Origin of the sequence: Enterobacter cloacae complex sp. S1 (assembly GCF_014930525.1) — a bacterium.
Taxonomy (GTDB): Bacteria; Pseudomonadota; Gammaproteobacteria; order Enterobacterales; family Enterobacteriaceae; genus Enterobacter; species Enterobacter hormaechei_C.
In genome coordinates, this window is record NZ_JADBRE010000086.1 from 1 (window position 1) to 436 (window position 436).

A 436-nucleotide genomic window follows, 5' to 3' on the forward strand; every position below is an offset into this window, starting at 1 on the left:
GGTTTCTCAGAGCAACGAATTATCGAACAATCATATCTTTTTTGTGCAGGATTTTATATCAAATACCAAAGTGGTATCGAAAAAATGACCTTCTCCAACAGGGAGGTTGTTTTAACCTTTCTGCTACTTTCATATTATAGTCATATAAATAAACTGGATGATGATTTGATCAACAAAGAGCGTATGAAAAATGTATGTTCTTCATTGATTAACTTTATAGTCAGTAATAGTAGCCGAACAGAGAAAGTCTATGTTAATGAGAAAAGGAAATATGAGGCTTCAACTCTAAAAAGAGAATTATCGAAAAAGGATAAAAGGAAAAGATATGGGTTGTAGTATTTGTATGGTTTTCATTGAGCTTACTTAATCTATAGTCTAAATTTTAATATTAGATTCGTAAATCTATAATTACATGAATCAAATCAATGCTTAAAAG

1 protein-coding gene is annotated in these 436 nt (G+C 29.6%); it reads left to right on the forward strand.

Annotated elements, in window-relative coordinates; genetic code table 11:
• On the forward strand, positions 1–336 hold a 336-nt coding region (locus IM290_RS21540), incomplete at its 5' end, for a hypothetical protein (protein ID WP_193354519.1).
• Positions 337–436 lie beyond the last annotated feature (100 nt).